23 protein-coding genes are annotated in these 26601 nt (G+C 71.7%); 15 read left to right on the top strand and 8 right to left on the bottom strand.

Going from position 1 to position 26601, the window contains the following annotated elements; all coding sequences use genetic code 11:
- Nucleotides 1-106: 106 nt before the first annotated feature.
- On the bottom strand, nucleotides 107-412 hold the full coding sequence (locus tag RPQ07_RS12270) for a protealysin inhibitor emfourin (protein ID WP_313944157.1): 306 nt from the start codon (nucleotides 410-412) through the stop codon (nucleotides 107-109).
- 552 nt (nucleotides 413-964) lie between these two features.
- On the opposite strand from RPQ07_RS12270, the gene lon reads away from it, so the two are divergent.
- Complete coding sequence (gene lon, locus RPQ07_RS12265) at nucleotides 965-3370, top strand: endopeptidase La (protein ID WP_313944156.1); 2406 nt, start codon at nucleotides 965-967, stop codon at nucleotides 3368-3370.
- A gap of 83 nt (nucleotides 3371-3453) precedes the next feature.
- Here lon and RPQ07_RS12260 read toward each other — a convergent pair whose 3' ends face one another.
- Together RPQ07_RS12260 and RPQ07_RS12255 are read right to left on the bottom strand one after the other, a co-directional pair.
- Complete coding sequence (locus RPQ07_RS12260) at nucleotides 3454-4272, bottom strand: trypsin-like serine peptidase (RefSeq protein WP_313944155.1); 819 nt, start codon at nucleotides 4270-4272, stop codon at nucleotides 3454-3456.
- A 109-nt stretch (nucleotides 4273-4381) separates the two neighbouring features.
- Entirely contained in the window at nucleotides 4382-5389 is a 1008-nt protein-coding gene (locus RPQ07_RS12255; protein WP_313944154.1) for a helix-turn-helix domain-containing protein, read from the bottom strand.
- A gap of 156 nt (nucleotides 5390-5545) precedes the next feature.
- Between RPQ07_RS12255 and RPQ07_RS12250 the strand changes: the two genes are divergently transcribed.
- Both RPQ07_RS12250 and RPQ07_RS12245 read left to right on the top strand, forming a co-directional pair.
- Nucleotides 5546-8380 (top strand): M4 family metallopeptidase, encoded by a 2835-nt coding sequence (locus RPQ07_RS12250; RefSeq protein WP_313944153.1) that lies wholly within the window; start codon nucleotides 5546-5548, stop codon nucleotides 8378-8380.
- Between the two features lie 85 nt (nucleotides 8381-8465).
- Nucleotides 8466-9290 carry a pentapeptide repeat-containing protein gene (locus RPQ07_RS12245; protein ID WP_313944152.1) on the top strand — a complete coding sequence of 275 codons (825 nt, stop codon included), beginning with the start codon at nucleotides 8466-8468 and terminating at the stop codon, nucleotides 9288-9290.
- Between the two features lie 68 nt (nucleotides 9291-9358).
- Here RPQ07_RS12245 and RPQ07_RS12240 read toward each other — a convergent pair whose 3' ends face one another.
- Nucleotides 9359-10210: a lysozyme gene (locus RPQ07_RS12240; RefSeq protein WP_313944151.1), complete on the bottom strand. Its 852-nt coding sequence runs from the start codon at nucleotides 10208-10210 to the stop codon at nucleotides 9359-9361.
- A gap of 231 nt (nucleotides 10211-10441) precedes the next feature.
- On the opposite strand from RPQ07_RS12240, the gene RPQ07_RS12235 reads away from it, so the two are divergent.
- Nucleotides 10442-10924 carry a MarR family winged helix-turn-helix transcriptional regulator gene (locus RPQ07_RS12235; RefSeq protein ID WP_313944150.1) on the top strand — a complete coding sequence of 161 codons (483 nt, stop codon included), beginning with the start codon at nucleotides 10442-10444 and terminating at the stop codon, nucleotides 10922-10924.
- A 389-nt stretch (nucleotides 10925-11313) separates the two neighbouring features.
- On the opposite strand, the gene RPQ07_RS12230 is transcribed toward RPQ07_RS12235, so the two are convergent.
- Nucleotides 11314-12102, bottom strand: coding sequence for a protein phosphatase 2C domain-containing protein (locus tag RPQ07_RS12230; protein WP_313944149.1), 789 nt, complete (start codon nucleotides 12100-12102; stop codon nucleotides 11314-11316).
- Nucleotides 12103-12467: 365 nt separating this feature from the next.
- Here RPQ07_RS12230 and RPQ07_RS12225 point away from each other — a divergent pair, with 365 nt between their 5' ends.
- From RPQ07_RS12225 to RPQ07_RS12205, 5 genes are read left to right on the top strand one after another with little or no spacing between them, the layout of a single operon-like run.
- Nucleotides 12468-15242, top strand: coding sequence for a nitrate- and nitrite sensing domain-containing protein (locus RPQ07_RS12225; RefSeq protein ID WP_413777731.1), 2775 nt, complete (start codon nucleotides 12468-12470; stop codon nucleotides 15240-15242).
- Complete coding sequence (locus RPQ07_RS12220; RefSeq protein ID WP_313944148.1) at nucleotides 15239-15721, top strand: roadblock/LC7 domain-containing protein; 483 nt, start codon at nucleotides 15239-15241, stop codon at nucleotides 15719-15721. Before RPQ07_RS12225 ends, RPQ07_RS12220 begins: the two co-directional genes overlap by 4 nt.
- Nucleotides 15718-16119: a DUF742 domain-containing protein gene (locus tag RPQ07_RS12215; protein ID WP_313944147.1), complete on the top strand. Its 402-nt coding sequence runs from the start codon at nucleotides 15718-15720 to the stop codon at nucleotides 16117-16119. Before RPQ07_RS12220 ends, RPQ07_RS12215 begins: the two co-directional genes overlap by 4 nt.
- The gene (locus tag RPQ07_RS12210; RefSeq protein WP_413777730.1) at nucleotides 16100-16774 is read left to right on the top strand and encodes a GTP-binding protein; all 675 of its coding nucleotides are present in this window, start codon (nucleotides 16100-16102) and stop codon (nucleotides 16772-16774) included. Before RPQ07_RS12215 ends, RPQ07_RS12210 begins: the two co-directional genes overlap by 20 nt.
- Nucleotides 16775-16794: 20 nt before the next feature.
- Nucleotides 16795-18051 carry a styrene monooxygenase/indole monooxygenase family protein gene (locus tag RPQ07_RS12205; RefSeq protein ID WP_313944146.1) on the top strand — a complete coding sequence of 419 codons (1257 nt, stop codon included), beginning with the start codon at nucleotides 16795-16797 and terminating at the stop codon, nucleotides 18049-18051.
- On the opposite strand, the gene RPQ07_RS12200 is transcribed toward RPQ07_RS12205, so the two are convergent.
- Both RPQ07_RS12200 and RPQ07_RS12195 read right to left on the bottom strand, forming a co-directional pair.
- Entirely contained in the window at nucleotides 18003-19286 is a 1284-nt protein-coding gene (locus tag RPQ07_RS12200; RefSeq protein WP_313944145.1) for a C40 family peptidase, read from the bottom strand. The two genes, RPQ07_RS12205 and RPQ07_RS12200, sit on opposite strands and share 49 nt — an antisense overlap.
- A gap of 129 nt (nucleotides 19287-19415) precedes the next feature.
- Nucleotides 19416-19700, bottom strand: coding sequence for a hypothetical protein (locus RPQ07_RS12195; protein ID WP_313944144.1), 285 nt, complete (start codon nucleotides 19698-19700; stop codon nucleotides 19416-19418).
- 233 nt (nucleotides 19701-19933) lie between these two features.
- On the opposite strand from RPQ07_RS12195, the gene RPQ07_RS12190 reads away from it, so the two are divergent.
- From RPQ07_RS12190 to RPQ07_RS12165, 6 genes are read left to right on the top strand one after another with little or no spacing between them, the layout of a single operon-like run.
- Complete coding sequence (locus RPQ07_RS12190) at nucleotides 19934-21196, top strand: sugar ABC transporter substrate-binding protein (RefSeq protein ID WP_313944143.1); 1263 nt, start codon at nucleotides 19934-19936, stop codon at nucleotides 21194-21196.
- Entirely contained in the window at nucleotides 21193-22140 is a 948-nt protein-coding gene (locus tag RPQ07_RS12185) for a carbohydrate ABC transporter permease (RefSeq protein ID WP_413777729.1), read from the top strand. Before RPQ07_RS12190 ends, RPQ07_RS12185 begins: the two co-directional genes overlap by 4 nt.
- Complete coding sequence (locus RPQ07_RS12180) at nucleotides 22140-22943, top strand: carbohydrate ABC transporter permease (protein ID WP_313944142.1); 804 nt, start codon at nucleotides 22140-22142, stop codon at nucleotides 22941-22943. Before RPQ07_RS12185 ends, RPQ07_RS12180 begins: the two co-directional genes overlap by 1 nt.
- On the top strand, nucleotides 22940-23641 hold the full coding sequence (locus RPQ07_RS12175; protein ID WP_313944141.1) for an amidohydrolase family protein: 702 nt from the start codon (nucleotides 22940-22942) through the stop codon (nucleotides 23639-23641). Before RPQ07_RS12180 ends, RPQ07_RS12175 begins: the two co-directional genes overlap by 4 nt.
- The gene (locus tag RPQ07_RS12170) at nucleotides 23638-24390 is read left to right on the top strand and encodes an amidohydrolase family protein (protein WP_313944140.1); all 753 of its coding nucleotides are present in this window, start codon (nucleotides 23638-23640) and stop codon (nucleotides 24388-24390) included. Before RPQ07_RS12175 ends, RPQ07_RS12170 begins: the two co-directional genes overlap by 4 nt.
- Nucleotides 24387-25565: a DegT/DnrJ/EryC1/StrS family aminotransferase gene (locus tag RPQ07_RS12165; protein WP_313944139.1), complete on the top strand. Its 1179-nt coding sequence runs from the start codon at nucleotides 24387-24389 to the stop codon at nucleotides 25563-25565. The genes RPQ07_RS12170 and RPQ07_RS12165 overlap by 4 nt, the downstream gene beginning before the upstream one ends.
- Before the next feature lie 21 nt (nucleotides 25566-25586).
- Here RPQ07_RS12165 and RPQ07_RS12160 read toward each other — a convergent pair whose 3' ends face one another.
- The gene (locus RPQ07_RS12160) at nucleotides 25587-26585 is read right to left on the bottom strand and encodes an LLM class flavin-dependent oxidoreductase (protein ID WP_313944138.1); all 999 of its coding nucleotides are present in this window, start codon (nucleotides 26583-26585) and stop codon (nucleotides 25587-25589) included.
- Between the last annotated feature and the right edge of the window lie 16 nt (nucleotides 26586-26601).

Raw genomic sequence — 26601 nt, 5'->3', positions numbered from 1 at the left:
GGCCCGTACGCCGGTCCCGGTCTGATCCCGGCGGCCCGTACGCCGGTCCGGTCCGGTCCGGGCCGTACGCCGGTCCCGGTCCGGCAACCGGACCCGGGTGCCGGCCCTACCGCTCGGGCAGGGCCGCGATCACCTCGCGCAGCCTCGGCACCTCGGCGGTGTCGTCCGTCGTGACCGTGTGGCCGGCGTGGGTGATCCGGTAGGTGAATCCGTCCATGACGGGGCTCCCGGTCGCCGTGCTCGGCAGCCGGGCGAAGTCGGCCCTCTTCAGGGCCCCGCGCAGTTCGGCCAGCTCCGCCGGGCTCATCCGGCCGGAACGTTCCGCCCCGGTCTTCGACGTCGTCGTGTAGGTGCCGTCCTCGCGGACCACGAGTCGGTTGTGCACACCGGCGATCCCGCCCGTGACCGTCATCGCGACCAGCTGCCGTCCGGCGGCCGGGGGTGGCGGGGCGGGCGCCGACGAAGCGGGCGGCGGTGAGGGCTGCGGAGGCGGAGAGGTCCGCGCAGGAGGGGCCGGCGCAGAAGAAGCGGACGGCGGTGAGGCGGAAGAAGGCGAAGAGGCCGGCGAACTCTGCGGGCCGCCCGTGCCGTCCGTGCCGTCCCCGGCTCCCGTGTCCCCGCCCTGCCCGCACCCCGCCGCGAAGGCCATGACGAGCACCGCCGCCACTGCCCCCGCCGTGCCGCGCCCGAGACGTGTCATCGGCCGCACACCTCCCTCGGATCGCTCCGCCGGCGTCCGGTGCTCCGCTCGGGAGGGCTGAGCTCCGGCCGTGGTCCGTCGCCGCAGTATGGGCGACCCGGCGGTCCCGTCGAGGGCGATTCGGCTGAGAAGCGCCCTGCCTGTCCGCTGCCCTCTCCCTCACCTGGAGGGCTGATCGCTGAGAGCGAACAGAGGCCGGGGAACATCTGCGGCCCCTCATGCATTGAGTCGACATAGCTCAACTTCACTGCCTAAGGGGAGATCATGGCTTTGACGTCCACACCACTCACCCTGCCCGTGCTGCCGCTCGATGACGAGGTCGTGCTGCCCGGAATGGTGGTGCCTCTGGACCTTTCCGACACCGACGTACGCGCCGCGGTGGAGGCCGCACAGGCCGCTGCCCGCTCCAGTGGGGCAAGCAAGCCACAGGTGCTTCTTGTTCCTCGGATCGACGGCCAGTACGCCGCCACTGGCGTGCTCGGCACCGTCGAACAGGTCGGCCGGCTCTCCGACGGCGACCCCGGTGCCCTGATCCGCGGCCGCGGCCGTGTGAAGATCGGCGCGGGCACCACCGGCCCCGGCGCCGCTCTGTGGATCGAGGGCACCCGGATCGAGGAGACCGTTCCCGACCCGCTGCCCGGACAGGTCACCGACCTGGTCAAGGAGTACAAGGCTCTTGCCACGGACTGGCTGAAGAAGCGCGGCGCCTGGCAGGTCGTGGACCGTGTCCAGCAGATCGACGACGTCTCGCAGCTCGCGGACAATTCCGGCTACTCGCCTTTCCTGACCACCGCCCAGAAGATCGAACTGCTCGACACCGCCGACCCGGTGGCCCGCCTCAAGCTCGCCACCGAGCAGCTGCGCGAGCACCTGGCCGAGCAGGATGTCGCCGAGTCCATCGCCAAGGACGTCCAGGAGGGCGTCGACAAGCAGCAGCGCGAGTTCCTGCTGCGCCGGCAGCTCGAAGCCGTGCGCAAGGAGCTGCGTGAGCTCGACGGCGACGGCGCCGAGGACGAGTCCGACGACTACCGGGCCCGTGTCGAGGCCGCCGACCTGCCCGAGAAGGTCCGCGAAGCGGCCCTCAAGGAGGTCGAGAAGCTGGAGCGGTCCAGCGACCAGAGCCCGGAGGGCTCCTGGATCCGGACCTGGCTCGACACCGTGCTCGAACTGCCGTGGAACGAGACGACCGAGGACGCGTACGACATCCAGGGCGCCAAGGCGATCCTGGACGCCGAACACGCGGGCCTTCAGGACGTCAAGGAGCGGATCACCGAATACCTGGCGGTGCGCAAGCGCCGCGCCGACCGAGGACTCGGTGTGGTCGGCGGACGGCGTGGCGGCGCGGTGCTGGCACTCGTCGGCCCGCCCGGCGTCGGCAAGACCTCGCTCGGCGAGTCCGTCGCACACGCGATGGGACGCAAGTTCGTCCGGGTCGCGCTCGGCGGCGTACGCGACGAGGCGGAGATCCGCGGCCACCGGCGCACCTACGTGGGCGCGCTGCCCGGCCGGATCGTCCGCGCCATCAAGGAGGCCGGGTCGATGAACCCGGTGGTCCTGCTGGACGAGATCGACAAGGTCGGCTCGGACTTCCGGGGCGACCCGGCGGCCGCGCTGCTCGAAGTCCTGGACCCGGCGCAGAACCACACGTTCCGCGACCACTACCTGGAGGTCGAACTCGACCTGTCCGACGTGGTGTTCCTCGCCACGGCGAACGTCCTGGAGGCCATCCCGGAGGCCCTGCTCGACCGTATGGAGCTGGTCCGGCTGGACGGCTACACCGAGGACGAGAAGGTCGTCATCGCCAGGGACCACCTGCTGCCGCGTCAGCTGGAGCGGGCGGGCCTGGAGCCCGGCGAGGTCGTCCTGGAGGACTCGGCACTGCGCAAGCTGGCCGCCGAGTACACCCGTGAGGCGGGCGTGCGGAACCTGGAGCGCTCGGTGGCCAGGCTGCTGCGCAAGGTGGCGGCCCAGCACGAACTGGGTGAGCGGGAACTGCCGTTCACCGTCGGCTCCGAGCAGCTGCGCGCACTGGTCGGACGGCCGCACCACGTGCCCGAGGCCGCGCAGGACCCGGCCGAGCGCCGTACCGCGGTGCCCGGTGTGGCCACCGGTCTCGCCGTCACCGGCGCGGGCGGCGACGTGCTCTTCGTCGAGGCGTCGCTGGCCGACCCGGAGACGGGCGGCTCCGGACTGACCCTGACCGGTCAGCTCGGTGACGTGATGAAGGAGTCGGCGCAGATCGCGCTGAGCTTCCTCCGCTCGCACGGCGCCGAACTGGAGCTGCCGGTCGCCGACCTGAAGGACCGGGGTGTGCACATCCACTTCCCGGCGGGCGCGGTCCCCAAGGACGGCCCGAGTGCCGGCATCACGATGACGACGGCGCTGGCGTCGCTGCTCTCCGGACGGCTGGTGCGTACGGACGTGGCGATGACCGGTGAGGTGTCGCTGACCGGACGGGTGCTGCCGATCGGCGGTCTGAAGCAGAAGCTGCTGGCCGCTCACCGGGCGGGTACGACGACGGTCGTGATCCCGAAGCGGAACGAGGCCGACCTGGACGACGTCCCGGCCGAGATCCTCGAGAAGCTGGAGGTGCACCCGGTGACGGATGTCCGGCAGGTGCTGGAGATCGCGCTGGCCCCGGCGGAGGTCGCCGTGACCGTGGCGGCCTGACGGAAGTCCGGTGACGCGGGAGCCCCGGGCGGAGGGAACACCCCTTCGCCCGGGGCTCCGTGCTGTCCGCCCGTCCCCGTGATCTAGGCCTTCGCCGCCTTGTCGTACAGCCTGCGGGCGTCCGCGGTGAAGCGGACCGCCGTCGACTCGCGGTCCGTCTGTCCGCCGCTGGTCACGCCGATGATCCGGCCCGGGTGTTCGGCGTCGCGGTAGTCGGCGAGCCAGGGACCGCCGCTCGTGCCGTCCCAGAATCCGGCGCACTCCATCCGCACCGACACGTCCAGCTCCGGGTCCTGCCGGGTGTCGGTGGTGCAGGAGATGGGCCGGTTCTGCGGGTTGTGCTCCGCGTTGGGGTAGCCGACGACGGTCACCCGGCGCTCGGCCGGGGAGGCCCAGTCGGCGGGGGTGCCGCCCACGACGTCCTGGACGTCGCGGCCCTTCGCATCGGGTTCGAGCGTGAGGAAGGCGTAGTCGACGGCATCCGAGGCGTCGGTGTTCCTGCGCCAGCGGTCGTCGACCTGGATGGCGCGGACCTTCCACCGCCCGTGGGGCGCCTTGCCCTTGCCCGGGCCGGTGAAGCCGGGCGCGAAGGTGACGTTCTCCATGTAGCTGCCGTACTCGAAGACGCAGTGGGCCGCGGTGGCGACGACATTGCCCCGCGGGCTGTCCACGACGCTCGCGGAGCAGTAGTGCACGCCGTCCTCGTCGAGCAGCACCCCGGCAGAGGCGGGCCCGGCGAACGGCGCCGCCGACGACTGCGGCGAGGGCCCCGGCGGCAGGGGCGGGGGACCGCCATCCGTGTCGGGAGTGGCCGAGACCGGACCACCGCATGCCGTCACGGCCGTGAGCAGCGCGGCGGCCGGCCACCTCGGCAGCCTCTTCGGGAGAGCGAACCACGTCATCCGGCCATCTTGCCCGCCGACGGCGGTGAGTCCAGTGATCACCCGAGAGCCGGTGATCACACTCCCCGGGCCTCTCTCACCGTGTCGGTCCGCGCCGGCCTCGGCTCCGTCAGTCCAGCCAGCCCCGCAACGTCGCCTGCGCGCCCGCCTGGAAGCGGGTCTCCGCGCCCAGCGTCGCCAGTAAATGGCTGATTCTGCGGCGGGCGGTGTGCACATGGACCCCGAGTCGGCGGGCGATCGCCTCGTCCTTGAGGCCGGCCGCGAGCAGACCGAGGAGTTCCTTCTGCGCCTTCGGGAGTGTGCAGTCCTCGCCGTCCGGGCCGCCGAGGGGCGTGGCGCGTTCCCAGACCGTCTCGAAGAGGGGGACCAGCGCGTTGTGCAGCAGGGCGTCGCCGATGACCAGGGCGGTGGCCCTCGGGTCCGCCGCGTCGGTCGGCGGGAGCAGGGTGATCCGGCGGTCCACACAGATCAGTTTGGTGGGGACGGCGGTCGTGACCCGGGCCCGCAGGCCCCGTTCGACCAGTCCGGCCACCGAGCCCATTCGGCCCGGTGTCGCGAGTCCGTCCCGGTCCAGGACGGTCCGTACCTCGATCCCGCGGTCGAGGAGTGCTTCGATCCCGAGCCCGGACCGCCCGGCACTGCCGTCGCGCGGGCCCTTCACATATGGCGGGCGGTCGAGGATCGCGACCTCGCGCTCCGCCGACGCCAGCAGGTACTCCGCCCGTTCGCCGATCGCCCGCGGACCCGTCACCACCTCGATCCCGCCCTCCGGGGCGGTGGGTGAGCCGGACATCAGCCGTCCGGCGATCCGGTCCGCGGTCATACGTAATCGCTCCAGCTCGGCCGAGCGAAGATGCAGTTCGGCCTGGCGGCGGTGGATGAGCGTACGGATCGCGGCGGCGGGCGCCGCAGGGTGCGGCAGCGCGCCGTCCCCGTCGGCCGGGACGGCCAGCCCGTGTTCGACGAGATGCCCGAGCGCCACGTCGAGACGGTCGCGCGGCAGTCCCAGGAGACGGGCCAGCTCCTCCGCTTGGAGTCCCCGTTCCTTGAGCAGTGCTTCGTAGGTGCGTTCCTCGGCGGCCCCCAGGCCGAGGGTCTGCAGTTCCCCCTCGCTCATGCATCGGATTCTCACCTTGTCTTCACGGGCCACACAAGTGTGCGTGTCCACTTGTCAACACGTCGACCACATTGATCGGTTGGCGCCTCACAGGTTGCATGGCCATGACCACCTTTACGGCTTGACCAGCACGTGGGAGGGGTACGAACTGTGCGCATGGCCAGAACAAGCACACGGAGACCGGGAGTTACCAGGGGGACCGGTCTCGCCGCGCTGCTCGGCGCGGCAGGGCTGCTGCTGACGGCGGTACCGGCTCAGGCGGCCACCCCGCCGGCCGCCGCACCGCCCGCCGACGTCCTGCCGGGGGCAGGCACGGCCACCCCGTCGCTCGTCGACGGCATCAGAGAGGCGGCGGACGCCAAGGCGAGCCCCGCGGACGCGGCCCGTGGCCATCTGGACGCCAAGGAGAGCCGCTACCGGATCGCGGACGCCCGGCGCGACCTCGCTCCGGTCGCGACCGTCGAGCGCGGCAAGGAAGAAACCGTACGGCTCCAGCAGAAGCACCATGGGATACCGGTGTTCGGCGGGCAGTACGTCGTCCGCATGGAGCACCAGGCCGGCAAGCGGGTCGTCACCGGCACCTCCGGCAAGTACTTCACCGGTCTGAAGACCGGCACCCAGGCCACGGTGAGCAACGAGACCGCCGTGCGACGGGCGGTCGCCGCGACGGCGGCCCGGCTCGGCGGCAAGACGCTCAGCAAGGCGGACGCCATCCGCGCCAAGGGCGCCCAGTCCGCCCGCGCCGCCGCTCTCACCGGCTCGGTCGCGGGCCTCGTGGTGATCCCCCGGGGCGAGGGCGTCCTCGCCCACCAGGTGACCGTGCGCGGCACGAACCCCACCACCGGTGAACCCGTGCTCCAGCAGGTCTTCATCGACGCCCGCGCCGGCTATCCGGTCCTGCAGTTCAGCAGCATCAAGACACTGGCCGAGCAGCGCAACGGCGCGTCGGGCACGGCCCCCAGGGCGGCCGCGCGAGGAGCCGGCTCCGCCACGGCGGACGCGATCCCCGGCTCCGAGGGCACGGGCGTCAAGCTGGACGGGACCAAGGTCGGCCTGAATCTCGTCTTCGACGGGAACGCCGCCAAGTACCTGATGAGCGACACCGAGCGCATGGCGGCCGGCAGCAAGAACACGCTGACCACCTGGGACGCCCGGCAACTGGACGTCAATGACGTCCTGGGCGTCTGGCCCGGCGGCATCAAGGAGTTCGCCGACCCGTCGAAGGACGTCGGCAAGGAGGCCACCGACGCCGGCGCGGTCGACGCGCACTGGGCCGCCGGCCGGGTCTACGACTACTACCGCGACGCCCACGGCCGCGACAGCCTCGACGGCCGCGGGATGACGGTCAACTCCCTCGTCGGCGTCACCAGCTTCGGCTTCCCGTACGTCAACGCCTTCTGGGACGGCCAGAAGATGGTCTACGGCGGCGGCGACGAGGAGTACAAGCCGCTCTCCGCCGACCTCGACGTCGTCGGCCACGAGATGACCCACGGCGTCGTGGAGAACACCGCCAACCTGGTCTACGCGGGCCAGTCCGGCGCTCTCAACGAGGCCATCGCCGACTACTTCGGCAACGCCATCGACCTGGCCGCGTCCGGCGCCTCCATGGACGACCCGGACTCGGGTCTGATCGGCGAGGACCTCTGCCGTACGGCGGCGCCCCGCGCCTGTGCGCTGCGCGACCTCAACGACGGTGCGAACACCTCGAAGAACTTCCTCGGGGTCACCTACTCCACCGACAACGGCGGAGTGCACCTCAACTCCACGATCTTCTCCGGTGCGTTGTGGGACCTGCGCCAGGACGTGGGCGGCGAACTCGCCGACCGGATCGTCTACAAGGCGCTCGCGGAGTACCTGACCCCCCTTGACGGCTTCACCGACGGCCGCAACGCCGTCCTCGCCGCCGCCAAGGACCTGGGCGTCAACGCCAAGCAGCTGAACGCCGTGAAGCGTTCCTTCAACGCCCACGGCATCGTGGCGGGCTGGGAGGACGCCCTCGGCGTCGACTCCGACCAGCTGCTGGGCAAGATCAACACCACCGGCACCGGCGCCCAGGCGGGCGGCGGCCAGTGGGTCGTCTCGCAGTCCAACGACGAGGGCTCCGAGCCGTACTCGGTCTACACGGGCCGCACCGACGGCAAGGGCGCGGCGAAGCTGGTCAGCCCGAACGACGGCCGCTACCACGTCTACCCGGCCACCGACGGCAAGACCGTCGTGTGGGCGGCGTACGGCACCACCAGCCTGGACATCCTGTCCCGGCCGGTCGCCGGCGGGCCGATCAAGAAGCTCTACACCTCGTTCAGCGACATCAGCGGACTGCGGGTGGAGAACGGTGTCGTCGTCTTCGAGACGTCCGGCATCTTCGGCGACCGCCATGTCAGCTATCTGCGTCCCGGGGACACCCGGCCCACGCTCGTCGACGGCGGCGGCTTCGACATCCTGACCGCCCTGCCGGCGATCAGGAACGGAAAGCTCTCCTACGCCAAGCTGTATCCGACCCCGGACGACTACAAGCTCGGCGTCGAGATCCTCGACCTGAAGACCGGCAAGGCGGCCCTGGCCCAGCAGCTCGGCGAGCCGCAGATCCTCGGCCAGACCGGGGTGAACGCGACCCACGCCTTCTGGCTCGTGGACGAGAACCTGAACGACGAGGGTCAGATGGGCATCCGCCGGTCTGCGCTGGACGGCACCGGCACGGTCGACATCAGTGCGGAGCGCAAGCCGAAGGCGCTGGTCTCCTTCGACCTCACGGTCTCCGACACCGCCGTCACGGTGAACAGCCAGCTGCCCGACCTGGCGCTGCGCAACGAGACGCTGCCGAAGATCTGGCAGCTGACCACCGACGGCTCACAGCAGGACCGGCTGTCCTGCAACCGCGGTGAGCAGATCTCCCCGGCCGCGGTCTCCGGCCGCCAGGTGGTCTGGATCGACGGCACCACCGGCTGGACCGACCTGGTCACCCGGGACCGTCCCGCGGGTCAGTGCGGCTGACCTGCTCGCACGGATGACATGAGGGACTGAGGGACCCCCGGCGCCCGTGCGCCGGGGGTCCCGTCCGGTCCGCCACAATGGAGTGATGAACACGACGTCCCGGCCGGCCGGGAACGGCGAGCTGAGGGCGGACTGCGGGAACTGCTTCGGGCTGTGCTGTGTGGCCCTGCCCTTCACCCGGTCCGCGGACTTCGCGCTGGACAAGGACGCCGGTACCCCCTGCCCCAACCTCGCCGCCGACTTCCGCTGCGGCATCCACACCCGGCTGCGGCCGAGCGGCTTCACCGGCTGCACGGTCTATGACTGCTTCGGCGCCGGGCAGAAGGTCTCCCTGTCGACCTTCGGCGGCAAGGACTGGAGGTCGGCCCCCGACACGGCCGCACAGATGTTCGCGGTGTTCCCCGTCGTCCGTCAGCTCCACGAGCTGCTCTGGTACCTGAACGAGGCGCTCGGCCTGGAGCCGGCCCGCTCCCTGCACGGCGAGATCCGGAGCCTGCTGGCGGAGACCGAGGCGCTCACCGAGCTGGGACCCGACGCCCTCGGGGAACTGGACGTGGCGGCACACCGGCAGCGGGTCAACGTGGTCCTGCTGCGCACCAGCGAGCTGGTACGGGCCGGAGCGGGCCGCCGGAAGAAGGACCGCAGGGGAGCGGACCTGATGGGCGCCCGGCTCAGGGGTGCGGACCTGCGGGGAGCGAGCCTGCGCGGCGCGTATCTCATCGCCGCCGACCTCGGCTGCGCCGATCTGCGCCTCGCCGACCTGATCGGGGCGGACCTGCGGGACGCGGACCTGTCGGGGGCGGACCTGACCGGCAGCTTCTTCGTCACCCAGCCGCAGCTGAACGCGGCCCGGGGCGACGCCACCACCAGGCTGCCGGGAACGCTGGACCGCCCCGCGCACTGGTCCTGAGACCAGGGGAACACGCGGGGCGGTGCGGGTCGCAGGGCCGTACCGGCGGTTGCCGGACGGTACAGGGGTCAGCCGTTCGCGAGGGCCACGACCCGGTCGAAGTCCCCGTTGAACCGGTCGTGGTCGCCCACGGTCGGTCCGGACGAGGTGTACTGCCACATGGTGTGGGTGCCCCAGCCTGCGGGGAGGGTGCCGGGGGTGGTGTTGTAGCGCGCGATCCACAGCGGATTGCTCGCGCCGAAGCCGGCGTAGTTGCCGGTGCACTGGGTCCACCAGGTGGTGGCGGTGTAGATCACCGCGTCCCGGCCGGTCAGGACCCTGTAGCGGTTCAGGAAGTCCCCGATCCAGGTCACCATGCCTGCCGGGGACTTGCCGTAGCAGGCGTCGCCGTAGGGATTCCACTCGATGTCCAGCGCGCCGGGGAGGGTGCGGCCGTCCTGCGACCACCCGCCTCCGTTGCTGACGAAGTAGTCGGCCTGGGCGGCACCGGTCGTCTTGTCGGGCGTGGCGAAGTGGTACGTGCCGCGGATCATTCCGATGTCGTACGAACCGCCGTACTGCTGGGTGAAGTAGGGGTTCCGGTAGTAGGTGCCCTCGGTGGCCTTGACGTAGGCCCACTTCACACCGCTGCTCCACAGCGTCGGCCAGTCGACGTTGCCCTGGTGGCTGGAGACGTCGACGCCTTCCGACTGGGCGGCGCGGCTGCTGCGCGGCAGTCCTCCCTGGCCGTCGTGCTCGATGACGCCCATGCCCAGGTAGGCGGAGCCCCGAGGGGGGACGTCGTCGGCGCCGGCGGTGCCGGGGAAGGTGAAGAGGAGGGAAAGGACAGCGAGGAGTGCGCCGGACACTGCGATGAGGGAGCGGCGGGATCTCCTCGCGGGGCGGAGGGGAACGGTCGTTCCGGATCTTTGCACGGGCACCAGCGTGCCTCCGAAGACCTCGGTGGGGGGACCCGAGGACGAGCCGGCAAGGGCCCGGCTCAGCCCTACGGTGTGGACATGCCATGCGGAAAGCTACGCACGTAGACCGGCCCGGAGGATGAGGGGTGGGGAGCTGCCATCGGTCTACGCCTGCGAAATACTGACGGAGCGGCGAACGTGTGAATCGCTGAGAGAAAATCCGGGATCAGGAAGCGCGCGAGGGGTGCTGACGTGCACAAAAGCGGTACGAGCGGGGAAGCGGGCCCGCAGGCCGGAAACGGCGTGGACCACGAATTCCTGTCTCTGGAGCGGGAGTTGGCGGTCTTTCTGCGCCGGGCGCGGGCGTCCTCCGGCGAGATGGCCCGCGAGGTCCACCCCGAACTGGAGCCCGCTGCCTACGGTCTGCTCGTCCGGCTCGACGAGACGGGGCCGCAGCGCGCGACCGATCTCGCGGTGTACTTCGGCGTCGGCAAGGCGACCATGAGCCGGCAGTTGCACGCGCTGGAGGAGCTCGGGCTGGTGACCCGCGAGCCCGATCCCGCCGACGGCCGCGCGTCACTCGTCCGGCTCACCGAAGAAGGTCTCGCGCGGTTCCGCCGAGTGAGGGACGCCCGCCGGGACCGCTACGTCCGCAAGCTCGCGGGCTGGGACCGCGGCGAGATCGCGGAGCTGGCGAGGCTGCTCCATCAGCTGAACGCGCGGGCGGAGAGCTAGATTTCGTCCTCGGCCGCTCGGCCGATGGGATGACCGGCCGGCGCCGAACGGGTGGCCGGTCCCCGCTGCCGGAGGACGGCCCGGGCCCGTCGCCCCCGGCCGCCGAACGGGTGGCGGGGGCCGTGATGCCTGCCGGCGCCGAACGGGTGGCCTGCCGCTGCTGCTTGCCGCGGCCGAACGGGTGGCCTTCCGAGGCTGCCTGAAGCGGCCGAACGAGTGGCGGGCCCACGCTGCCTGAGCGGACGACGAGTGGCGGGCCCCGCTCGCCGTCCGGCGGCTCGACCCGGGCGTATCGGCCCGGCCCCGCCGTATCGGACCGGCGCCCCGACCCGGGCGCATCGGACCGGCGGCCCCGACTCCGGCGCATCGGACCCTCGGCCCGCCCCCGCTCAGAACTCGGCGAAAACCACCGCCGCGTCGTCGTGCAGCTTCCAGCGGATCACTTCCGTACGCTCCTCCGCCGCCGCCTCGATGGTCCGGACCCGGTCGATCAGGCCCTGCGGTCCCTCCTTGCGCAGCAGCGCCACGCACTCGGTCCAGCTCCCCTCGGCGAACATGTCGACCCACCGGGAGGCGCCGTCCGTCAGCGCGGCCACCGCGCGGACCTCGGACCGGGGCGTCCGGCCGGTCACCGCGCGGGCGGCCACGGCCGGGTCGGCCGCGGCGGTGAAGAACCCGCCCTCCGCATTGCGCAGGAGGTCCGCCGTGGCGTGCGTCCGCAGCTGTTCCCGCGGCAGCCGGTCGATGCGGTCGTCCAGCACGGCCCGCACCTGGCCGTCGGGCGACTCCAGCAGCAGCGCCGAGTCGGAGAGCACCAGATGCTCGACGTCGTCCCGCGGGCCGCCCCAGCGCACCATCACCACGGTGGCCTGCGGTGTGCGCACGTGAGAAAGGTCACAGGTGTCGCGGTGGGCGTCGGCGGTGCGCCGGATTGCCGCCGAGAGCGCATCGGCCAGTGTCATATCCCGGAGCGAACCGGACAGTTCGATCAGCGCGCCGCCGAGCCGTGCGGTGAACCAGGGCACCCCGTGCACACATCCGAAGCCCGACACCGGCGGGGTCACACCGTCCAGCACCACCAGCGTTCCCCCCTGGCCCGAGGCAGGAAGGGCGACCGACGCCCAGTCCTCGTTGGGGCGTTCGGGCGAGCCGGGTGCGGTCGCGAGTTCGATACGCATGATCCCCAGTCTGCACGACTCGTTCACCATGCCTGCACCACTGCCGAAATGCCCCGTACCGGCAGGTCAGGGCATGTTCCTCGATGACGGGCGGCCCGGCGGCGAAGCTGCGGGCGCGCATCCTGCCAAAGCCCGGCCGGAAGATCCAGCCGACCGCCCGGAGAGGGGTGATCCGGCGACCGGCGCGAGTTGTTTGCCAACTCCCGATTGCTGTTCACTCGTTCAGGTGGCGGAGCGGCCGATGCGCGCATCCCTCCCAGGAGCACTGCAATGGTCTGAAGCCGTGCAGGGGGCGGGAACTCGCGTGTGACCGGTCGTCATCTCTGCTGCAAGGGCGGACAAGTCAAGCAGGATTGCGAGCACCGGTGCAGAAGAAGCGGCCTCAGGCCCCCCTGGTCCCTGAGACGTTCCCGGCACAGGAGACCTCGCCGGACCCTGTCGCGCGCGGCCGCACGAAGCGGGTGCGCAACCGGCTGGTCGCGGGCGTCGCCGTCGTCGGCCTCGTCGTCATCGCCGCGGGCACGCCCGGCATCCTGAACGCCTCCGCCGAACTGACCGAGTCCCAGCGCCTCGTCACCCTCGCCGGCCTCAACCGCGAGGCCGTCACCCTCGCCCACTCGCTCGCCGACGAGCGCGACGAGGTCACCTCGTACATCGCGGCCGGACGCGAGGCCCAGAAGGGCGAGGAGAAGGACCGGCGGGTCGTCTCCGACAGCACGAGCGCCCGCGTCGACCGGCAGATCGACGAGATCGGCAGTCTCATCTCCGGCGACCACGCCGGACTGCGGCGTGAACTGGCCGCCGTGCCCTCCGTGCGCCGCACCGCCCTGACGGGCAAGGGCACCGCCACCGAGGCCCACCGCGCGTACTCCGCCGTCATCGCCCATCTGCACGCGGTCGCCGACGAACTCACCGAGAAGACCCCGCCGCGCGCCTGGGGGGCATCCCGGACCGCGTCCGGCGGCGACACCCGGGCGCCCGCCGAACTCGGGCTCGCGGTCGAGCAGGCGTCCGCCACCCGCGGGCTGCTGCTCGCCGCGCTCGCCGTGCCGGGCAAGGGCACCACCGAGACCATCGACCCGATCACCGGGCTGCCCGTCCAGGAGGAGGAGGCCGACGCGCCGGGCGACGCCCTGCGCAACGGCCTGAGCGGCGCGGCCCAGCAGGCCCGCGTACGCGAACTCGCCGCGCTCGCCGACTTCGACCAGGCCGCCGGCAAGGGCGCCCGCGATTCGCTGGCGGCCACCGTCACCGGACCCGAGATCAAGACCGCCGAGGGCTATCTCGCCCGGCTGACGGACCAGCCGGTGCTCTCCAAGGGAGAGCGCAAGTCCGACCACGAGAAGGTCGAGGCCTCGCTGACCGCCCGCATCGAGCAGATGCGCAGCGTCGAGTCCTCCCTCGCCTCCGGCCGGATCACCAGCTTCGAGAAGCTGCGGGACGACGACGTCACCGCCCTGGAACTCCAGATCGCCCTCGTCGGCGGTCTGCTGATCCTCGCCATCGGCGTCTCCTCGGCCGTCGCGCGCACCCTCACCCGGCCGCTCGCCGTCCTGCGCATCGGCGCGGCCCGCCTCGCGGCGGCCCCCGAGGTGGAGGAGCCCGTACGCTTCACCGGCCGCAACGACGAGTTCGCCCAGGTCGTACGGTCCCTCAACACCCTGCACGGCAAGCTGAGCGACCTCTCCCTGCGCGCCGAGCGGCTGGAGGGCGACCGCGGCGACCTGGCCGGTGCACGCGACGAACTGGCCGCCGAACTCGCCACCGGCCGCGCCGAACTGCAGCAGCGCACCGAGGAGCTGACCGCCGAACTCACCCGGCTGCGCGCGACGATCGACCACACCTTCGTCAACCTCTCGCTGCGCACCCTCGGCCTCGTGGAGCGTCAGCTCGGCGTGATCGAGAAGCTGGAGGACCGCGAGCAGGACCCGGAGCGGCTCGCCACCCTCTTCAAGCTCGACCACATGGCCACCGTGATGCGCCGGCACAGCGAGAACCTCCTGGTCCTCGCCGGCGCCGAACACGGCCACGCGAACCCCGGCCCCGTGCCCCTCGTCGACGTGCTGCGCGCGGCCGTGAGCGAGATCGAGCGGTACGAGCGGGTGGTCATCCAGTCGCTGCCGCCGCACGCCCAGGTCGCCGGCTTCGCCGCCGACGACCTCAGCCATCTGGTCGCCGAACTGCTGGAGAACGCCACCTCCTTCTCCCCGCCGGACGCGCAGGTCGAGCTCTCGGGCTGGCTGCTGGAGAGCGGCGAGGTGATGCTCTCCGTGCAGGACAGCGGCATAGGGATGACCGGTGGCCGGCTCGCCGAACTCAACGCGCGGCTGGACGACCCCGAGGGGTTCGAGACCCGTCCGGGCAAGGACGGCGACGGCCTCGGGCTGCGGGTCGCCGGTCTGCTGGCCGCACGCCACGGCGTACGGGTCCAGCTGCGGGAGCTGAAGCAGGGCGGCATCACCGCGGTCGTCGTGCTGTCCAGGGGGCTGCTGCCCAAGGAGCCGCCGGCCGAGCAGCACACCGCGAGGACGGCGGGCGCCACGCCCGCGGTCCAGCAGCCGGGTTCGGTCGCCGAGGCCAACTCCAACGCCCTGCCCAGCAGTCCGCGACAGCTCGCCCACGACGCCGACCCGCTGGTGGCGGCCGCGGAGGCCTCCGTCCGGGCGGCCGAGGCGGAGGCGGAGACGCACGAGCGCACGCCCGACGGGGAGCCGGAGACCGCCGGGACGGACCAGGCGACGTTCGAGATGCGCCTGCCGGAGACGGCGGAGCCCGCGGCGCAGGCACCGTCCCCGGTTCCCGCCCAGGCTCCTGCCGAGACCCAGGACCGGACCCAGGCGCGGCCCGCCGAGCCCGAGGCCCGGCCGCGGCCGGAGCCCGCCGGTGACCGGCCCGCGCCCGTCTGGGACCGCGTCACCGACAAGGGCCTGCCCAAGCGGACGCCCAAGGTCGTCCAGCCCGCCACCACGCCCGGCGAGCGCACCGGCAGCGTCGATGCCGACGCCCTGCGCCGCAGGCTCGGCGGCTTCCAGCAGGCGGCCGAGGAGGGCCGCCGCGATGCGCAGGCGGAGATCGAGCGCACCGCACCACGGACAACAACAGAAGATGCGGGGGACACAGTCGAGGAGGCACGCAGTTGACTGCGACCGGGACGTTCGGCCTGAGCAGTGAAGCCCGCAATCTGCACTGGTTGCTGGGCAATCTCGTGGAAGAGGTGCCGGGCGTGCGCTCGGTCGCCGTCGTCTCGTCGGACGGACTGCTGCTCCTGTCCTCCGACCCGGCACAGAACGCCGCCTCCGCCGCGGCCCCCCGCCGGGAGGGTCCGCGGGGCTCCAGCGCCGACCTCGCCACCATCGTGTCGGGCATCGGCAGCCTCACCATCGGCGCCGCCCGGCTGATGGACGGCGGCGGTGTGAAACAGACCATGGTCGCCATGGAGGAGGCCAGCGTCTTCGTCATGTCGATCAGCGACGGCTCGCTGCTCGGCGTCCAGGCCGACGCCGACTCCGACATGTCCGTCGTCGCCTACCACATGGGCATGTTCGTCGGCCGCGCCGGACACGTCCTCACCCCCGAACTCCGCAGCGAACTGCGCCAGTCGTTGGAGGGCTCCCAGTGACGTCCGCCCGCAAACTTCCGGTGCGCGGCGAGAACCGCCGCCCCGCCCGCGTACGCCCGTACTCCCTCACCGGAGGCCGCACCCGCTTCGGCCATGTGCTGCTCGTCGAGACCTTCGTCGCGGCGCTGGAGGCCCCCGCCGAACGCAGACAGCTGCCCCAGGGCGCCCTGTCCTCGCGCGTCATGCCCGAGCTCCAGGCCATCGTCGAGCTGTGCCGCCGTATGCGTACCGTCGCCGAGATCTCGGCGATCCTCAAGATGCCACTGGGCGTTGTCCGGGTCCTTCTCAGTGACCTCGCCGACCAGGGAAAGATCCGTGTGTACGGCACCGGGCACGGGCCCGGACGGCCCGAACGCGCACTGCTCGAAAGGGTGCTGAGTGGACTCCGCCGCCTCTGACACGCTGCCCTCCCCGACCGCTCCGACCGTCCCGGAGCCGGCGACCGGTCCGCCGCCGGCCGCCGACGAGGGCCTCAAGGCCTGGCAGCTCGACCACACCCGTGCCCCCACCGCCACCAAGGTCGTGGTCGCGGGCGGCTTCGGCGCGGGCAAGACGACCTTCGTCGGCGCGGTCTCCGAGATCACACCTCTGCAGACCGAGGCGCTGATGACGGCGGCGAGCGAGGAGACCGACGACCTCACCTCGACGCCCGACAAGACGACCACCACCGTCGCCATGGACTTCGGCCGGATCACGCTGGACGACGACCTCGTCCTGTACGTGTTCGGGACACCCGGCCAGCAGCGCTTCTGGTTCATGTGGGACGACCTGGTGCGCGGTGCGATCGGGGCGATCGTCCTCGCCGACACCCGAAGGCTCCAGGACTGCTTCCCGGCGCTCGACTACTTCGAGAGCAGCGGCCTGCCGTACATCGTGGCCGTCAACCACTTCGAGGGTTCCGAGCTGTTCGAGGCCGAGGACGTGCGGGAGGCCCTGACGGTCCCCGCGCACGTGCCGGTTGTGATCATGGATGCACGCAGCCGGATCACCGTGATCGAATCGCTGCTCGCGCTGGTCGCCCACGCGCTCGAAGCAACCCCCGAACAGTCCTGACAGACGAAAGAGACTCCCCGATGCGGAAGATACTCATAGTCGGAGCCGGCCAGTCCGGTCTCCAGCTCGCCCTCGGCCTGCAGTCGCAGGGCTACGAGGTCACCCTGATGTCCAACCGCACGGCCGACGAGATCCGCTCCGGCCGGGTCATGTCGACGCAGTGCATGTTCCACACCGCGCTCCAGCACGAGCGTGATCTGGGCATCAACTTCTGGGAGTCCCAGGCCCCGCGCATCGAGGGCCTCGGCGTCTCCGTCGCGGGACCCGAGTCCCAGCGGGTGATCGACTGGGTGGGCAAGCTGGACGGCATCGCCCAGTCCGTCGACCAGCGGGTGAAGATGGCCGGCTGGATGGAGACGTTCGCCCAGCGCGGCGGACAGCTCGTCATCCACGGTGCGGCCGTCTCCGACCTGGACTTCTTCTCGCGCACCTACGACCTGGTGCTGGTCTCGGCGGGCAAGGGCGAACTGGTCTCGATGTTCGGCCGGGACGCCTCCCGCTCCCCGTACGACGCCCCGCAGCGGGCGCTCGCCGTCGCCTATGTGCACGGCCTCGGCCCGCGCCCCGAGCACCCCGACTTCGACGCGGTGCGCTGCAACCTGATCCCCGGCGTCGGCGAGCTCTTCGTGATGCCGACCTTCACCACCAGCGGTCGGGCGGACATCCTCTTCTGGGAGGGCATCCCCGGCGGCCCGCTCGACGCCTTCCAGGGCGTCAAGGACCCGGCCGAGCACCTCTCCCTGACGCTCGAACTCATGGAGAAGTTCACGCCGTGGGAGTACGCGCGGGCCACGAAGGTCGAACTGACCGACGCGGGCGGCACGCTCTCCGGCCGGTACGCCCCGACCGTGCGCAATCCGATCGGCCGGCTGCCCGGGGGCGGCCTGGTCCTCGGTGTCGCGGACGTGGTCGTCGCCAACGACCCGATCACCGGCCAGGGCTCGAACTCGGCGTCCAAGTGCGCGGCCGCGTACCTCTCCTCGATCGTCGAGCACGGCGACAAGCCGTTCGACGAGGCCTGGATGCAGTCCGCCTTCGACCGCTACTGGGACACGGCCCAGCACGTCACCAAGTGGACGAACGCCATGCTCGGCGTCCCGCCGGAGCACGTGCTCAACCTGATCGGCGCCGCGGGGCAGATGCAGCCCGTGGCCGACCGGTTCGCCAACGGCTTCAACAACCCGGCGGACTTCGAGAACTTCTTCTTCGACCCCGCGCTCACCGAGGCCTATCTGGCCGAGGTCGCCGGGGCCTCCGGGGCTCCCGCCTCCGAGTAGCCGGTGTCCGGCCCCGCCGTGGCGCCCTCCGGGAGCCGCGGCGGGGTGTACTCCTCCAGCGGGCTGCCCTTCGGGTCGGGCCGCACCGCGCCCAGCAACGGGTTCGCCGCGATGGGGGAGACCTTCACCGTGGCCCCGGGACGCGGCGCCTGGACCACCATGCCGTCGCCCAGATACAGGGCCACATGGGTGGCCCCGGGGAAGTAGATCACCAGATCACCCGGGCGCAGCGAGCGCAGCGGGACCTTGGGGAGTTCCTCCCACTGGTCCTGGCTGGTACGCGGAATGGTGCGTCCCGCCGCCGCCCAGGCCTCGGAGGTCAGCCCCGAGCAGTCGTACGAAGCGGGACCCTCCGCGCCCCACAGATACGGCTTGCCGATCTGCTCCACCGCGTACCGCAGCGCCTTGCCGCCCTCCTCGGTCGGCATCCGCTTCCCGTCGAGAACCCCGGAGTCGAGGATCTTCTCCTGCGCCTCGGCGGTGTCCGACTCCTCCAGCGCGGTCAGTGCGGCGACCTCCTCGGGGGAGAGCGAGGCGAGCATCTCCTCGACGGCCTTCAGCCGGACGGCCGCCCTGTCGCGGGCCCGCTTCTGCCGGGCGGCGAGCGTCTGCTCCTTGTCGAGCGCCGCGCGGGAGGCCGCCGCGAGCGCGGACGCGCGCCGGGCGCCCCTCTCCAGCCGGTCGGTGGTCGCCAGCCGGTCGGCGGCCGCGCGTTCCATCAGATGGTCCTCGTCCAGGGCGTGCTGGGGGTCGCGGGCGAGGAGGAGCCGGACGTAGGCGGAGAGTTCGGAGCGGCCCTGGTACTGCTCGCGGGCGAGGCGCCCGGCGTCGCCGCGGCTGTCGGCGAGGGCGTTGCGGGCCGTGGCGAGCTCACGGCCGAGGGCGGCGGTCCGGGCCTGCTGGGCCCTGAGCTGCTCCTCGGTGGCGTTGTACGCCTCGCCGGCCTCCTCGGCCTGGAGGTACAGCGTCCGGAGCCGGGTGAGCATCTGGGGGACGGTGGCGGGCCGGGCAGCCGCGCTCCCGGAGGTGCCGGCCGCCTCGTCGCTGCCGGACTCCGGTCCGCCGGTCTCCTCCACCGGCTCCTCGCCGGTCCCGTCCTCCTGACCGGTGACGGCGTCGGCCGCGTGCCCACCCGGCGGTTCCGGTACGGGCTCCGCCGCGGCCGGTACCGCCGCGATCACCGTCGCCGCGGCCAGGGCCGCCGTACAGACCGTGCGCAGCAACCTGCCTGACACTTCATCACCTCCGGCTGCGGGGTGGGCATTCCGCCCCACAGCCGATCGTGCGAGCGCACAAGCCGGAGCGCGCCGCGAGTGGTCGATTCAGCGCAATACCGTCATCCGTCGAGGGGGAGTGCGCGCGTCCTACGGCGTGTCGGACCGGCGGCCGGGCTTCGACCAGGGCCACTTCAGTTCACGGCGTTCCTTGCCGCCCGGTGCGTACTCGTACTTCCAGCCCCGCTGGAGACCGAGCCGCTTGGTGTAGCCGGAAGGGACACGCCGGTACGTGTGCACCGTCGGCGGGGCGCCGTCGTCGTCCGGCACGGGGACCTCGTACCACTTCGGCGGATGTCCGGTCGGTCCCACCAGGATCGGCAGTACCCGACCGTCCAGCGGCCCGCCCACGAAGGGGGTGTTCTCACTTCTCACCCGGTCAGTGTCTCCCGGACCTCCGGCCCGTCCGTCACCGGGCGCGCCACGGCGCGGCCCGCACCCGTGGGAGCGCGGCCGGGGCCCCGTCCGGCGGACACGGAGCACTGTTTCGGCCGGATCCCCGTACCTGACTCATTGACAGGCCAAATCCCCCGCGGCTACTTTCGGCCCAGGCCGAAACAGCCGGGCTCCCGTCGCTTCCCTTCTCAGCAGGCCTTCCGGAGGCCCCCATGAAGACAGGCTTCACGCGCGCCACCGCTCCTCTCGCTCTGTTCATGCTCGCCGCCTCTCTCTCCGCGTGCGGGGGCGGCGGCTCGGGCTCCGACTCGGACGGCGTCACCGTCTGGATGTACCCGGTGATCGCCGACCCCAAGGCCAACGCGGCCTACTGGGACGGAATCGAGAAGGCCTTCGAGAAATCGGCACCGGGCACCGAGCTCACCGTCGAGCAGCAGCCGTGGGACAACCGCGACCAGAAGATCGCCACCGCGTTCGGCGGCGGCAAGGGCCCGGACGTCGTCCTGCTCACACCGGACCAGATCCCGCAGTTCTCCGCCGGCGGCGCCATCACGCCCGTGGACGCGGCGCTGAAGAACAGCACCGACAAGTTCCTGCCCGCGACCCTGGCCGCGATGAAGCAGGACGGGAAGATCTACGGCGCGCCGATCTACCAGACCGTCACCACCACGGTCTACAACAAGAAACTGCTCGCCTCGGCGGGTATCGCCACCCCGCCCGGCACCTGGGACGAGATCAAGGCGGCCGCCCCCAAGCTCAAGCAGAAGGGCGTCGCCATACTGGACTACTCGGCGAGCCCCGAGGCCTCGCTGAACCTGAACTTCTACCCGCTGCTGTGGCAGGCCGGCGGCACCGTGTTCGACGAGTCCGGCAAGAAGGCGGCGTTCAACAGCGCCGCCGGTGTCGAGGCGCTCACCTTCCTCACCGACCTGTGGAAGGCCGGCTCGGTCCCCAAGTCCGCGATGACGAACACCAACCTCCTCGCCGACCACGCGCTCGGCAAGCAGGAGGCGGCCATGGGCTTCTCCGTCGTGCTCGCCGACGCCGAACTGGCCGCCAAGACCTGGGGAGCGGACAACGTCGTCGTGGGCGCCCCGCTCAAGGGCCCCGCCAAGGAGATCGCCTTCGGCATCCCCGGTGCCCTGAGCGTCAACGCCAAGTCGAAGAATGTGGACGGTGCGCAGAAGTTCCTGGAGTTCATGACCCAGCCGGAGCAGATCCAGTCGCTCGGCAAGGCCAGCGGCTACTTCTCGCCCCGTACGGACGTCAGCGTGCCGAACACTTCGCCGTACGCGAAGCAGTACCAGGCGGCGCTCGCGGCGGTCTCGCCCGGTGAGCCCAACCCCGCGGCCCGCCAGCTGATGGGTCTGCTCGCACCGGAGATCCAGGCGGCGCTGACCGGGAAGAAGAGCCCCAAGGAAGCGCTGGACGACGCGGCGAAGGCGGCCGACGACCTGCTGGCACGGCAGCGTTGAGCGAGGCGGCCACGGGCAAGGCCCTCCCGCGCACCACCGAAGCGCACGAGAGCGTCGCGCCCCGGCCCGGACGGCGTCAGGGGCGGCGGCGCGAGGCTCTCGTGGGCTTCGCGTTCATCGCCCCGATGCTGGTGCTGTTCATCGTCTTCCGGTTCGGGCCGACGATCGGCGCCGCCTTCCTCTCGCTCACCGACTACCGGCTCAGCGGCGAGTGGGAGTTCATCGGCGCCCGGAACTACACCCGGCTGTTCGGCGACGCCCTGTTCTGGGAGAGCCTCGGCGTCACCGCGATCTACACCGCGGTCTACGTCCCGATGACGGTGCTCCTCGCCCTCGGCACGGCCGTGCTGCTGCACCGCACGGTCTGGATGCGGGGCTTCTTCCGCGGGGTGTTCTTCCTGCCGTACGTCACCAGCATCGTGCTGGCCGCCGTCATCTGGAAGTGGATCTACGAGGTCGACGACGGCCTGCTGAACGCCGCGCTCGGCGCAATCTCACTGGGACCCGTGGACTTCCTCGGCGACGATAACCTCGTCCTGCCCTCCATCGCCGCCACGGCGGCCTGGAAGGGCTTCGGTTACACCATGCTGATCCTGCTGGCCGGGCTCCAGTCCATCCCCCGTGAGGTGACCGAGGCGGCCACCGTCGACGGCGCGAGCGCCTGGCAGCGCTTCCGCTGGGTGACGCTGCCGATGCTGCGGCCGGTGCTGTTCTTCGTCCTCGTCATCGAGGCGATCCAGGCCTTCCAGGTCTTCGACGCGATGTACGTGATGACCGGCGGCGGCCCCGTCCGCGCCAGCTACTCGCTCGTCTACTTTCTCTACGACTCGGGCTTCAAGTACTTCGACTTCGGCTACGCCAGCGCGGTCGGCCTGATGCTCTTCGTCGTGGTCCTGGTCTTCTCGCTCATCCAGCGCCGGCTCATCGGCAGAGAGGTGGACTGATGGGCCGCCTGAGACTGCCCGTGCTGCTGGTCCTGGTCGCCTTCGTCACCATGGCGCCCTTCGCGGTCATGGTGCTCGTCGCGTTCGCCCCGCCGGAGGGCTCGACGCTGCCCGGGGCCCTGGACATCACCCGCGCCACCTGGCAGAACTTCACCGACGTCCTGGAGGGTGCCGACGTCACCCAGTGGGCGGTGAACTCGCTGATCTACTCACTCGTGTCGGTCGTGCTCATCCTGCTGTTCTCGTCGATGGCCGGGTACGCCTTCGCCAAGAAGCGCTTCCCCGGCCGCGAGGTGCTGTTCTGGGCGTTCCTGGCCACCCTGATGGTGCCGTTCCAGGCGACGCTGATCCCGTACTACATCCTGGTGTCGAAGATGGGCGGGGTGGACACCTACTGGGGACTGATCGTGCCGACGCTCGCGAACTCCCAGGCGGTGTTCCTGATGCGGCAGTTCATGTACCAGCTGCCCGACGAGCTGTTCGAGGCCGCGAAGATCGACGGGGCGTCGGAGTGGCGCATCTACACCACCATCGTGATCCCGCTGATCCGGCCGATCCTCGCCACCCTCGGTGTCTTCGTCTTCCTGTGGCACTGGAACGACTTCCTCTGGCCTCTCGTCATCGGCCAGTCCTCGGACATGCGCACCCTCACGGTGGGGCTCGCCACGCTCGCCGGCCAGGACGTCACCATCAACCAGATCATGGCCGGAGCGACGATCACGGTGATCCCCTGTCTGCTCGTCTTCGGGCTGCTCCAGCGCTATCTGACGGACTCGATCGCCACCTCCGGCCTCAAGTCGTGACCGTCATCGACATCAACCGGATGCTCGGTCCGCTGCCGTACGACGAGGTGGCGAGCCGGGAACCGGAGGGACTGGCCGCGGAGCTCGACCGTCTGCACATCGACAGCGCTTGTGTGGTGCACACGCACGCCGTGTACGGCGACCCCCGGGACGGCAACGCTTCTCTTTCGGCGGTGAAGGGGCCGCGACTGCGGCCGGTGCCCGTGCTGATCCCCGGCCCGCTCGGCACCGGGGACGTTCCCGCCGGGCGGCTGGTGCGGCTGTGCCCCGGCGAACACCGCTGGTCCCTCACCGGCGAGCACTCCCTCGTGCTCGCGGCGGAACTGGCGGGCAGGCGCGCCACCGTCCTGCTCGCCTGGGAGACGGTGAGCGCCGCCGAGGTGCGGCGGTTCGCCGACGCGTGCCCGACCCTGCGGATCGTCCTCACCGGCACCGGCTACCGCAGCCTGCGGGAGCTCGCCGAACTCATGGACGTCCACGAGGAGCTGTCCGTGGACACCTCCACCCTCGCCGGGCACCTTCAGGTCGAATGGTTCGCCGCGCGCTACGGCGCCCGGCGCGTCCTCTTCGGCACGGGCGCCCCGGTCACCGACGACGCCGGACCGCGCTACCAACTGGACACCCTGGACCTGCCGAAGACCGACACGGCCCTCATCGCCGGCGGCAACGCCCTGCGGCTGCTGGGCGAGCACCCGTGAGCGTGATCGACGCGCACGGCCACCTCGGCCGGTGGCCCGCGTTCGCCGTCACTGACGGCTCCGCGCGGAGCCTGCTGGCCGTGATGGACCGCTGCGGCGTCACCACCGCCTGTGTCTCGCACCTCCTCGCGGTGGGCCCCGACGCCCGTGCCGGCAACGCCCTCCTGCTCGCGGAACTCGCCCGCCACCCCGGCCGCCTGCTCGGCTACGCCGTCTTCAACCCGCACGACCCCGAAGCCCCCGAGCGGCTGCGGGACCTGCTCGAAGCCCCCGGCGTCATCGGCGTCAAGCTCCACCCCGAGGTCCACGAACTCCCGCTCGACCACGCCGCGTACGCGCCTGCCTTCGAGATCGCCGCCGGGCGCGGGCGCATCGTCCTCGCGCACAGTCAGTACCGCTCCGCCTGGTCCGACCCTGCCCGGTTCGCGGCCGTCGCACCCCGCTACCCGGAACTGCCCCTGCTGATGGGCCACTCGGGCCTGTGGACCGACGGCTTCGCGCCCGCCGCCGAAGCGGCCGCCCGCTGCCCGAGCATCGTCCTGGAGACCTGCGGCTCCCGGATGACCGCACGCCATCTCGTCCGGCTGGTCGCCGAGGCGGGCGCCGAACGCATCGCCTTCGGCTCCGACGCCGTCTTCCTCGATCTGCGCGTAGGACTCGGGCGCGTACTGCTCGCCGGCCTCGCGGCCGCCGACCGGCAGCAGATCCTGCACGGCACGATGAACCGGCTGCTCCAGGGGCTGCGATGACACCCGTACGCACCGAGGGCTGGCCGCAGTGGCCACCGCCGGCCACCGACGAGCAGCGCGAACGGCTGATGCGGGTCCTCGACGGCGGCCGCTGGGGAGCGACCGCGGGCCACGGCGACGACTCCCTGGTGGCGCGGTTCGCGGCGGATTTCGCCGCCGGTGTCGGCGCCGCCCACGGGGTCTGCACGGTGAACGGGACCGTGGCGCTCTTCCTCGCGCTGCGGGCCCTCGGCGTACGGCCCGGGGACGAAGTGATCGTGCCCGCCTACACGTTCGTGGCCACGGCCACAGCCGTCGTCCTCGCCGGGGCGGCGCCCGTCGTCGCCGATGTCACCGACACCCTGCACCTCGATCCGTCGTCCCTGGCAGGGCTGGCCGGCCCGCGGACCAGGGCCGTCGTGCCGGTGCACCTGGCCGGCGCACCCGCGGACACCGAGGCGCTGAGGGCCGCCGCCGAGCACCACGGTCTCGCCGTGGTGGAGGACGCGGCCCAGGCCCACGGCGCCCGTCGGCACGGACGCCCCGCGGGGACGCTCGGCGACGCGGCCTGCTTCAGCTTTCAGTCAAGCAAGGCGATGACCGCGGGGGAGGGCGGCATCGTCGTCACCGACGACCGCCGGGTGTACGAACGCCTCTGGGCGCTGCACAACGTCGGACGCCGTGCCGACGACGGTTGGTACGAACACCCGGAGCTGGGCTGGAACCTGCGGATGACGGAGTTCCAGGCGGCCGTCCTCGGCCCCCAGCTCCCGCTGCTGGAGGGCCAGATCGACCATCGCGAGGCCCGGGCGGCCACGCTCGCCCGGGCGCTGGACGACGTCGAAGGACTCTCGCCCCTGCCCGAGCCCGCCGGGACGACGCGGCACACCCGGCACCTGGCCCTGCTGCGCTACGAGGCGGCCGCGTTCGGCGGCCACCCCAAGGCGGTCTTCCTGGCCGCGATGAACGCCGAGGGAGTGCCGCTGGACACCGGGTACCGCTCCCTCACCCGGGAGCCCTCCCTGACCCCCTACGCCGTGCGGACCCGTCCCTGCCCGGTCGCCGAGGCGGCCGAGGACTCGGTGGTCTGGGTGCGTCAGCCGATGCTGATGGCGGACGACGCGGCCATGGCGGACATCGCACAGGCCGCGCTGGTGGTCCAGCACGCCTTCAGACGACGGCCGCTCAGGCATTGAGCCGGGTGTGCACCGAGGCGCTCAGGCGTTGAGCCGCGGGAGCACCTCGGTGCCGAACGCCTCGATCGCGCCCAGCGCGTCCTTCTGCGGCATCCCCGGCGGCTGGATGCGCAGCACCACCCCGTCCGCGCCCATCTCGCCGTACGCCCCCAGCCGCTGCACGCACTGCTCCACCGAGCCGATCACCGAACGGGCCTCGATGTCGTCCCACTGCTGGGCGTAGCGCGCCGCGTCCGCCGAGGTGCGCTTCCAGTCGCCGTACGCGTCGTACAGCTCCCGCAGCGGCGCCTCGAGAGCCCCGCGGGCCTGCTGCGAGGTGGCCGCGGCGAAACCCTCGCGGCAGACGATGACCTCGGAGCCCAGGCTCGCCGCACCGCGCGGGTACGAGCGGTACTCCGCGATCTTCTCGGGCAGTTCGGAGTCCAGTTCGTTGAAGGACGTCGTCCAGCCGTCGCACATCCGGGCCGTGCGCTCCAGAACCGCCGAGACCCGACCGCCGTTCCAGATCCGCGGGCGCGGCGACTGCACCGGCCGCGGGGACAGGAACGCCTTGTCGAGCGAGGTCCAGCGGCCTTCGTGGCTGACCTCGTCCTCGGTCCACAGCCGGGTCACCAGTTCCAGGCTCTCCTCGAACCGGGAGACACGCTCGCCCGGCCGGGTGCCGTACAGCGCGAACTCCTCCGGCCGGTAGCCGAGGACGAATCCGGCCGTGAGCCGCCCGCCCGAGAGCACGTCGATGTGCGCCAGCGTCTCGGCGAGCCACACGGGCTGGTAGACGGGCGCGATGAGCCCCGCGGTGGCGAGCCCGATCCGCTCGGTGTGCGCGGCGAGATACGCCAGTGAGGTGACGGCCTCGTGGTATCCGGGCCGGTGCAGATGGCGCTCGCCGAGCACCACCCAGTCGAAACCCGCCTGCTCGGCCAGCCGGACCTGCTCCACCGCATCGGCGAGCCGGGGCCGGTCCGCCTGGTCCGCGTAGAGATTGACGTACAGACCGAGACGCATGGGGCGCTGGGACATTCTGGCTCGCCTTTCC

This window comes from Streptomyces sp. AM8-1-1 (genome assembly GCF_032229325.1).
In the GTDB taxonomy this organism is placed as follows: domain Bacteria; phylum Actinomycetota; class Actinomycetes; order Streptomycetales; family Streptomycetaceae; genus Streptomyces; species Streptomyces achmelvichensis.
This window is presented reverse-complemented; position numbering and strand designations above follow the sequence as displayed.

Coding starts and splice junctions, on each gene's coding strand:
- RPQ07_RS12160 (WP_313944138.1), bottom strand. CDS start 26,585: ATGTCCCAGCGCCCCATGCGTCTCGGTCTGTACGTCAATCTCTACGCG.
- RPQ07_RS12260 (WP_313944155.1), bottom strand. CDS start 4,272: ATGACGTGGTTCGCTCTCCCGAAGAGGCTGCCGAGGTGGCCGGCCGCC.
- RPQ07_RS12255 (WP_313944154.1), bottom strand. CDS start 5,389: ATGAGCGAGGGGGAACTGCAGACCCTCGGCCTGGGGGCCGCCGAGGAA.
- lon (WP_313944156.1), top strand. CDS start 965: ATGGCTTTGACGTCCACACCACTCACCCTGCCCGTGCTGCCGCTCGAT.
- RPQ07_RS12180 (WP_313944142.1), top strand. CDS start 22,140: ATGGGCCGCCTGAGACTGCCCGTGCTGCTGGTCCTGGTCGCCTTCGTC.
- RPQ07_RS12245 (WP_313944152.1), top strand. CDS start 8,466: ATGAACACGACGTCCCGGCCGGCCGGGAACGGCGAGCTGAGGGCGGAC.
- RPQ07_RS12165 (WP_313944139.1), top strand. CDS start 24,387: ATGACACCCGTACGCACCGAGGGCTGGCCGCAGTGGCCACCGCCGGCC.
- RPQ07_RS12230 (WP_313944149.1), bottom strand. CDS start 12,102: ATGCGTATCGAACTCGCGACCGCACCCGGCTCGCCCGAACGCCCCAAC.
- RPQ07_RS12205 (WP_313944146.1), top strand. CDS start 16,795: ATGCGGAAGATACTCATAGTCGGAGCCGGCCAGTCCGGTCTCCAGCTC.
- RPQ07_RS12250 (WP_313944153.1), top strand. CDS start 5,546: ATGGCCAGAACAAGCACACGGAGACCGGGAGTTACCAGGGGGACCGGT.
- RPQ07_RS12190 (WP_313944143.1), top strand. CDS start 19,934: ATGAAGACAGGCTTCACGCGCGCCACCGCTCCTCTCGCTCTGTTCATG.
- RPQ07_RS12270 (WP_313944157.1), bottom strand. CDS start 412: ATGACGGTCACGGGCGGGATCGCCGGTGTGCACAACCGACTCGTGGTC.